Raw genomic sequence first — 6,998 nt, forward strand, 5'->3', positions numbered from 1 at the left:
ACCGAAGGACATCGAGCTCGCCGCATAACCCCAACACCCCGAACCACACCAAACCCGACAGGGATACCTTGACGAAGGACATAGAGGCACCCCCCTCCTCCCAACTGGCCGAAACGGCTCGCCCAGGAGCGGGAGATGCTCGGTCTGTACGTCTCCGACCACCCGCTCTTCGGCCTGGAGCACGTGCTCTCCGGCAAGGCCGACGCGGGCATCGCCCAGCTCACCGGCGGTGAGCACTCCGACGGCGCGGTCGTCACCATCGGCGGCATCATCTCGGGCCTCCAGCGCAAGATGACCAAGCAGGGCAACGCCTGGGCGATCGCCACCGTCGAGGACCTCGCCGGGTCCATTGAGTGCATCACGCACAATTTCTTCCGGCTCTCCTCGGACGCTTACGCCGAGGGCTGGCTGCAGAAGTGGCCCCGGATGGACAAGGAGACCATCTCCCAGGGGTCCGAGGGGATCGTCGCCTCCACCGGCTGCCCCTCCGGCGAGGTGCAGACCCGGCTGCGCCTGGGCCAGGAGGAGGAGGCCCTCAAGGCGGCGGCCGACTACCAGGACATCTTCGGCAAGGACCGCTACTTCCTGGAACTGATGGACCACGGCATCGACATCGAGCACCGGGTCCGTGACGGTCTGCTGGAGATCGGCCGCAAGCTCGGCATCCCCCCGCTGCTCACCAACGACTCGCACTACACGTACGCGCACGAGGCGGCCGCCCACGACGCCCTGCTGTGCATCCAGACCGGCAAGAACCTCTCCGACCCCGACCGCTTCAAGTTCGACGGCACCGGCTACTACCTGAAGTCCACGCCAACAACCGAGCCGCGAGCAACCAACCTGCACGCCAACGGCAAGTTTGGCGCTGAGCGGGCGGCGACTCATCGTCAGCCCGAAGCGCTGGTCTGGCCGCGCTCCATCATTCTCTTCATCGACGAGGGCACGTTCGGGAAACCGCTGCTCACGACCGCCCCGGTAGCGACGGAAACGCACGGCCCGGCCGCCTTCGAGGGGCGTTTACCCAGCTCAGGGCAGGGTTCCGGCACGCGAACGGCTCCGGCTCATGGCTACAGAGCTACTACGGCATTGTCGGACCCGTCTGGACAATGGACATCGGAGGCCTTTCGGGGCCGACGCCAACACGGCGGTGGCCCCCTGCGGACAACAGGAGGCCACCGATTTCGACGCAGGAAACGACGACCTGGGAGGAAGCCATTCCTACTGAGAACGAGCCTACGTGCTCCCACTGTCAGGACAAGCCTGGCCAGCACCTTGAGGGGCCCCCTCTCGGTGAGATGCCGGAAGCCAGGCGGCTGAGCCCCGCTCGGATGCGGGCGCGCCGTCTGCTGGACACCGCGACCGACGAGCTCGTGCGCCTGGCCGTAAAGGCATCCGCGTACGGCGTGTACGCGTGGTTCATCCACTGGCTTGAGAGCCGCTGAACCAGGGCTGGGGAGTGCCCGAGGTACTCCCCAGCGGCCCGCCTTGCCAAAGAAGCTGCGAGATGCGCTACGTCGCTGACCATGAGGTCGACATCTTTCCGCTTCCCCAGTTCGAGGTCGTCAAGGACGACTACGTTGGGAGTAACTGAACGCGTGGGGGCACGCTGAAGGCCTCGCGCGTGACCGAGCTGGAGACGCTGGGCATGGTGTGGCCGGTGCATGCGTCCGCGTGGGAGGCCGGCCTGGACGTGGCCCGCGACTACGCGGCCGTGCACGGACACTTCCTGCCGCCTACGGCCGCCGTGTGGGGCAGAGACGGGTTTCCCCATCGGCGTATGGGCCAAAAACATGCGGGCGGGAGCCCGCAAGAGCCGTGATCGCGCAGAGCGGGCTGCTTCGCAGTCGGCGGCTCGGGTTCGGTTTCCACTGGAGGCCGCAGCTTGACGACAGTGAGGCCCGCAGCCCTCGCGCGCATGGCCTGCCCTGTGTCGTAGGTAAGCAGGCGCACCGGCCGCCCTGACAGCAGTTGAGCAGCCACTGACCTATCGACGATCTCGTCGTCGTTGATCGGCAGGCGGGCATGCCCAGGAGGGTCGTAGAGGATCTCGACCGAGACCGCCCCGCTCGGAATTTCGCCGGTCTCAAGCGGAGTGTAGTCGGCGTCCTTGATCACCCCTGAGTCGAGGCCTGGCTGGAGGTGCTTCTCGAACACCGCGAGTGTGTAGCCCGCCCGCCAGCGCTTGTCCCTGTCCTTGATCTGCTTCAGGTTGTCGAGTTCGTCGACGATGACCATCGGTACGAGCAGGTGGACCGGCTCCTCGCGGACGTTGCACAGCTTCTGGAAGTCCCACTCCAGCAGTTTCGTTTCGTGCTGCATGTAGACGCTGCTGTCGGCCACGACGAAGACACCCGCCCGGTCCCACCTGCTCAGACGGTGCTGCAGAGTGTCGATAGCTTCGTCGAGGTCGGCCACCCGCTCCTCGAGTTCCAGCGTGATCAGGTCGTTGAGGAACCCTTCTTGGTGGCTGCCAGCGAGGCCACCGGAGGCGCCGGACAGAAGCGCGTCGTACCGACGCGTCAGGACGAGGCGATTCACGTCCTCTGGGCGGATCTGGTTGCGCAGGCGGCGCGCCGATCCGGTGGCCCACCTGAGGTAGCGGACCAAGCGGCTGTACGCCGTGCCGGAGAAGGGGCCCTGGAGGTTGCCAACATCGGTCCTGATGGTCGTCAGCGCTTCGACCAGGTTCTCCCGGTTCGCGCCGGGGAGCGGAGTTACGAGCATTCCCGGATTCTGGCAGGCCGCAGAGGTAACCCATATGAGCGAGGTGAACCCCTCGTCCAGGATCAGGGCCATCGCCGTTCGTACGGCCCCGAACGTATGGTCACAACACGGCGTCATCCCAGCACCGCGGACCACCGGGCGCCCACCATCACCGGCATGAGAAAAGCCCTCCCCGTCCCCACAGCGGCGCTCCTCCTCGCTGGGGCGGTCGCATGCAGCAGCAATACCTCGGACTCGACCGCCTCCGGAAAATCTGACTCCCCGGCGAAGAGGCCGGCCAACGCCAGCAGCGCGTTCTCCCACATCGCCGCCGAGGTGTCGTCAGCCAAGCTGTCCGGAACCGTGACGGCAGCCAACGACCCGAACCATCTTCTCGGTCGGCCGAACCAGTACACGTCGAAGGTCACCTTCACCGATGCGCGGATCAAAGCCGCTGACGTGAGCGGTACGGAGAAGGGTGCTGTGGAACGCGGGGGTGCGATCGAGGTGTTCGCCGACTCGTCGGCCGCGCAGGCGCGGGCCAAGTACATCCAGGCCGTCACCAAGTCGATGTCCGCGCTCGCCGAGTACGACTACGTCCACGGCGCAGTCCTCGTACGCGTCTCGCACTTTCTCACCCCGGACCAGGCTGCGGCGTACAAGTCGGCCGCCAACGGGATCGGCTGAGAAGCGCCCGCATGAGACGAACCCTCGCGATCTCGGCCGCGGTCCTCGCCGCGCAAACGGGATCCCTTCGGCGGGAGCAACCCGGGCCTCCAGCCCGCTCTCCGCACCGATCCACAGCGCCTCCAGCACCCGCCCGGACCCCGCGAGCCGGTCCCGAAGCGCCCGGATGGCGGTCAGCGCAGGGTAGGTGTGCCCACCGGTCCCACCACCCGTCACAGCCAACCGGAAAGCGGTCAGCGCACCTCATGAGTGCTGTTCACCAACGGAGATCCCATCTGGTCTGTGCGGAGACTCGCTCGTACCGTAGCGGACCCCCCGGCGCACGGATGCTGATGATCAATACGCCTGCCGTAGGGGTCACTGCGATCGCTGACGGACCGCCCGCACCCCAGCGCGGCAGCAGCCGTTCCTCCAAGCCACGTCCCGCCATCCACATCCGCAGCGAGAGAGGCCTCTGCTGGAGCGAACACTCCCTCGCCGCGGCTTGAGCGACCCGGCCAGTCATTCCGGTCACGCCTCAGGCGAGTTGTGGCGCGATCTCGGCTGCGGTCCGTTCCATCGCCTCTCCGACGAGGTCCACTGCAGGTCTCCCGAGTCCGGACAGGCCTGCCATGACCCCAGCAATCCAGCTGCCACCAACTGGTCGAGCGTGCCCAACAGTTCGGCGGTCCGGGTACCGCAGGCGCGCGCCATCTGCTCAAGGTCGCCCAGGCCAGTGCCGGATTCCGGGTCGGTGCTCGCCGCGAGGTACACACTCGCCAGCCGGGGCAGCGGCCCGATAGCTCGTACGGCAGAGGAGGAACTGGCGCGCAGCGCCCAGTCCGCAGCACGTCTTCGGTCGGGGCGGGCTGGAGCTTGGCCGAGCAGCGTGAGATCAAGGAGTTCAGCGGCGATCTCGTTGGCTACGCCTCCGGGGGTCGTGCGCAGCCACCGCGCGTGCTCTAGCTCGTGCCATGGGCCCGAGGCTGCGTTGAGGCGGAGGCTGCGCATCACGCCCTTGGACAGCCGGACTCGCATGTGGGTGTTCATCCGCAGTGCGCACTGCAGTGCCAGCAGGCGTGCGGCAGCCGAGGTGTTCTCTGGGAGTGCAGCGGCGAGGTAGCTGAGCATTTCGCGGACCCGGATCCGCTCCCCCGGCCCTTTGGAACGCCTGTGTCGTCGAGCGGTCGCCGGTGGCTGCGGCGCACGGGCGAGGACGGTGTCCGGTACGACGGCGGCCCGTGCTGTTGCTGCGGCGCAGGCGCTGCAGGCGTCGGTGAGCCGCCACAGCCGTCCGCCGCGTTCGCAGGCGAGGAGGAGGCGGATGGGGCCGGCGCAGCCGCGGTGTCGTGGGTGCCAGCGGCAGCCGCGTTCGTGGCACTGGCAGATCCGCAGGTGCGGGGGATGTAGGTCACTGCGTACGTGCCGTGCGAGGTGGGCCAGGGCGGCCGAACGAGCAGAGGCTGCGGTGATCGGTGTGGTGCCGTGCGGGCAGTGCCGGCAGATGAGGACGAGCCCGCCGGCGTGCGAGCGCAGTTCCACGGTCCAGGCGCGTGGCGTGGCTGGACATGCTGTGCGCAGCCTCATGGGCGCGTGTTCCTCCGGTTGCTTCTGCCCTGTTCCCGCGCTTGGGGTGCGGGTGCGGCCGCCACCGTAGTGCAGACCTCTGCCCTCTCACGGTTGCCGTCACCTGGGAAAATAGGGCAGAGGTCTGCACTGACAGGGCAGGGGTCTGCACCGTCGGATGGACGGGTGACGATCTTGCCGCCCGATCCGGACCTCGACGCGCTGCGGTTGGAGCTCGCGCGCCTGCGAGCCGCGCGCGGGTGGAGCTACGACGAGCTCGCCGCCCGCAGCGGCCTGGCCAGACGCACCGTCATCGAGATCGAGCAGGGCCGCACCGTCGGCACGCTGAAGACCTGGCACGCCCTTGCCCACACCCTGGGCACCCCGTTCGACGAGCTCTTCGCGACGCTGTGCCGCGGGCATGACCTGCCTGGGCCGAGCGGGGACTGACAGCCCGCCCGGGCGGCTGCCGCAGATCACCCAATCCGGCGAGCCCCTCCCGAACGCGCGGTCGACTACTCGTGCTTCCGTCTTATTGGGTGAGGCCGAGTGGGCGATCCGGCGGCAGCGCTGCCACAGGTTCGGCGTGTCGGCTGGCAGGTTCGCGCGCATGCACTGCCCATCTCCCACCCCCCGTCATCGGGACACCAGCCCGGTCCCCGCTCACCGCATGCGCCGCTCCTTGCAGATCACTCCCGGCAGCGCCAGCCGGTTGCTGCGCTGCGGCCAAAGCGGCCGGTGCCGCGACTGCGGCAACCCGATCGAGTGGTACCACCGCAGCGATCAGCACCCGGTCCGTCTGCACCCGCACGAACTGCCCGCCGCCCAGGTGCCCGAAGCCTGCCGCTGGCACGTCAGCTCCGGCATCGCGCACCCGGCCGGAGACGGCAGCCGCTGGTGCCGTCTGCCGCACTCCGTCCTCTGCCCCGCCCGCGACACGCCCCCACCTCCCCCGAGCTGGCGGGGCTGCGCCGGGCGCTGGCCGTGCGTTCCCGCCGCCTGATCGACGCCGGCATCTTCACCCCTCCCCCGGCCTCACCGCCCGGCCGGGCGCCTGAACCGGTGTTCTGCCGCCCGGCCCGGCCCATCATGCAACTGCTGTACGTCCGCTACCTCGCGTCCCGCCCGGTGGACGAGATCCAGTGCGTCGCCCAGACTCGGCACCGCCACCGCTGCACCAGCCCCGTGCTCACCCCCGGCACCCCGGGCGGCGTCTGGACGCTCATGCCAGCCACCGCCCAAAGCGGTGAACTGGCTCTGCCCGCTGACGTCATGACCGTCTACGACCTCGGCCCCCTCCCCTACGCCGAGCAGCTGCGCTGGCGCGCCCAGCGCTGTGCGCAGCACGCCACTTCGTCCACGGTTGCCGACTTGGCGGTGGCCGAGTGGGAGCCCTTCGACCCGCTGCGCCACCACGAACACATCCACAGCCGTCTGCCTGCCGCTGCCCGCCGCCGTCCCGGGCTTGCCGCACGGCACGGGGTGCGGCCGTGATGGCGCACCATGCCGTCGAGATCCTTCTGACCAGGCCCGCCACCCCCGGCGAGCTCCGGCATGTGCGCTGCAGTGTGCCGGTGGCCGCGAACGCGGACCGCACCCGGCTGATGGCGATCCACGGCGCACGCAGCCCCGGCGGCGCCCTGCATGCGCTGCGGCGCCGACTGGGCACGCGGTTGCCGATCGACGTTCTGACCACGCACTACCCGGACCGGCACGGTCGGGTGCTGCTCAACGTGGTACTCCCCCACACTGCCGACCAGGCCCTGCGCCGGGCCGCGGCCGCCACGGGGCAGCGGCCCGAGGACGTTCTGCGCCGCCGTGTGAACGAGGCTCTTGCCCAGGACGAGCGGGACCGCGCCCAACTCCTGACGGCCCGGCTCGAGGGTCTGCTTGCGCACCACACGCCCGAAGAAGTCCTGACCAGCGTGGCCAGCCTCCTGCACAGCCGTCAGCACCGCCACACACCGGCGCCCTAGGAGTTGTCGTCAAAGTGTCACGCCCACATCAGCAGCGAGGCGAGGGTGACGGCTGCCTGGTAGGACTCGGCGGTCTTGTCGTAGCGG

Annotated in this window: 7 protein-coding genes and 2 pseudogenes; 6 read left to right on the forward strand and 3 right to left on the reverse strand. The window is 69.0% G+C overall.

What is annotated here, in order from left to right:
- Window positions 1–111: 111 nt before the first annotated feature.
- Window positions 112–813, forward strand: a pseudogene (locus tag ACZ4LX_RS37615) (PHP domain-containing protein); the annotation flags it as partial.
- Between the two features lie 888 nt (window positions 814–1,701).
- Here the strand turns inward: ACZ4LX_RS37615 and ACZ4LX_RS37620 are convergent.
- Window positions 1,702–2,796: a PIN domain-containing protein gene (locus tag ACZ4LX_RS37620; protein WP_467651830.1), complete on the reverse strand. Its 1,095-nt coding sequence runs from the start codon at window positions 2,794–2,796 to the stop codon at window positions 1,702–1,704.
- A gap of 84 nt (window positions 2,797–2,880) precedes the next feature.
- Here ACZ4LX_RS37620 and ACZ4LX_RS37625 point away from each other — a divergent pair, with 84 nt between their 5' ends.
- Window positions 2,881–3,390: a hypothetical protein gene (locus ACZ4LX_RS37625; RefSeq protein WP_467651832.1), complete on the forward strand. Its 510-nt coding sequence runs from the start codon at window positions 2,881–2,883 to the stop codon at window positions 3,388–3,390.
- Between the two features lie 54 nt (window positions 3,391–3,444).
- Here ACZ4LX_RS37625 and ACZ4LX_RS37630 read toward each other — a convergent pair.
- Together ACZ4LX_RS37630 and ACZ4LX_RS37635 are read right to left on the reverse strand one after the other, a co-directional pair.
- Window positions 3,445–3,606, reverse strand: a pseudogene (locus ACZ4LX_RS37630) (glycosyltransferase); the annotation flags it as partial.
- Window positions 3,607–3,900: 294 nt separating this feature from the next.
- Window positions 3,901–4,956: a hypothetical protein gene (locus ACZ4LX_RS37635; protein WP_467651834.1), complete on the reverse strand. Its 1,056-nt coding sequence runs from the start codon at window positions 4,954–4,956 to the stop codon at window positions 3,901–3,903.
- A gap of 165 nt (window positions 4,957–5,121) precedes the next feature.
- On the opposite strand from ACZ4LX_RS37635, the gene ACZ4LX_RS37640 reads away from it, so the two are divergent.
- The 4 genes from ACZ4LX_RS37640 (at window position 5,122) to ACZ4LX_RS37655 (ending at window position 6,911) form a co-directional block, all read left to right on the forward strand.
- The gene (locus ACZ4LX_RS37640) at window positions 5,122–5,385 is read left to right on the forward strand and encodes a helix-turn-helix transcriptional regulator (protein ID WP_225051459.1); all 264 of its coding nucleotides are present in this window, start codon (window positions 5,122–5,124) and stop codon (window positions 5,383–5,385) included.
- A 220-nt stretch (window positions 5,386–5,605) separates the two neighbouring features.
- A complete protein-coding gene (locus ACZ4LX_RS37645) occupies window positions 5,606–5,938 on the forward strand; it encodes a DUF6083 domain-containing protein (RefSeq protein ID WP_467651835.1) in 333 nt (110 codons plus the stop codon).
- On the forward strand, window positions 5,920–6,429 hold the full coding sequence (locus ACZ4LX_RS37650; RefSeq protein WP_467651836.1) for a hypothetical protein: 510 nt from the start codon (window positions 5,920–5,922) through the stop codon (window positions 6,427–6,429). The genes ACZ4LX_RS37645 and ACZ4LX_RS37650 overlap by 19 nt, the downstream gene beginning before the upstream one ends.
- A complete protein-coding gene (locus ACZ4LX_RS37655; protein WP_225052004.1) occupies window positions 6,429–6,911 on the forward strand; it encodes a hypothetical protein in 483 nt (160 codons plus the stop codon). Before ACZ4LX_RS37650 ends, ACZ4LX_RS37655 begins: the two co-directional genes overlap by 1 nt.
- Window positions 6,912–6,998: the final 87 nt, after the last annotated feature.

The sequence above is a fragment of the Streptomyces sp. NPDC026062 genome (assembly GCF_055568375.1).

What these genes read in the sequence shown, in the direction of transcription:
- ACZ4LX_RS37645 (WP_467651835.1), top strand. Translation starts at nt 5,606, where the DNA reads ATGCGCCGCTCCTTGCAGATCACTCCCGGCAGCGCCAGCCGGTTGCTG.
- ACZ4LX_RS37655 (WP_225052004.1), top strand. Translation starts at nt 6,429, where the DNA reads ATGGCGCACCATGCCGTCGAGATCCTTCTGACCAGGCCCGCCACCCCC.
- ACZ4LX_RS37620 (WP_467651830.1), bottom strand. Translation starts at nt 2,796, where the DNA reads ATGGCCCTGATCCTGGACGAGGGGTTCACCTCGCTCATATGGGTTACC.
- ACZ4LX_RS37635 (WP_467651834.1), bottom strand. Translation starts at nt 4,956, where the DNA reads ATGAGGCTGCGCACAGCATGTCCAGCCACGCCACGCGCCTGGACCGTG.
- ACZ4LX_RS37625 (WP_467651832.1), top strand. Translation starts at nt 2,881, where the DNA reads ATGAGAAAAGCCCTCCCCGTCCCCACAGCGGCGCTCCTCCTCGCTGGG.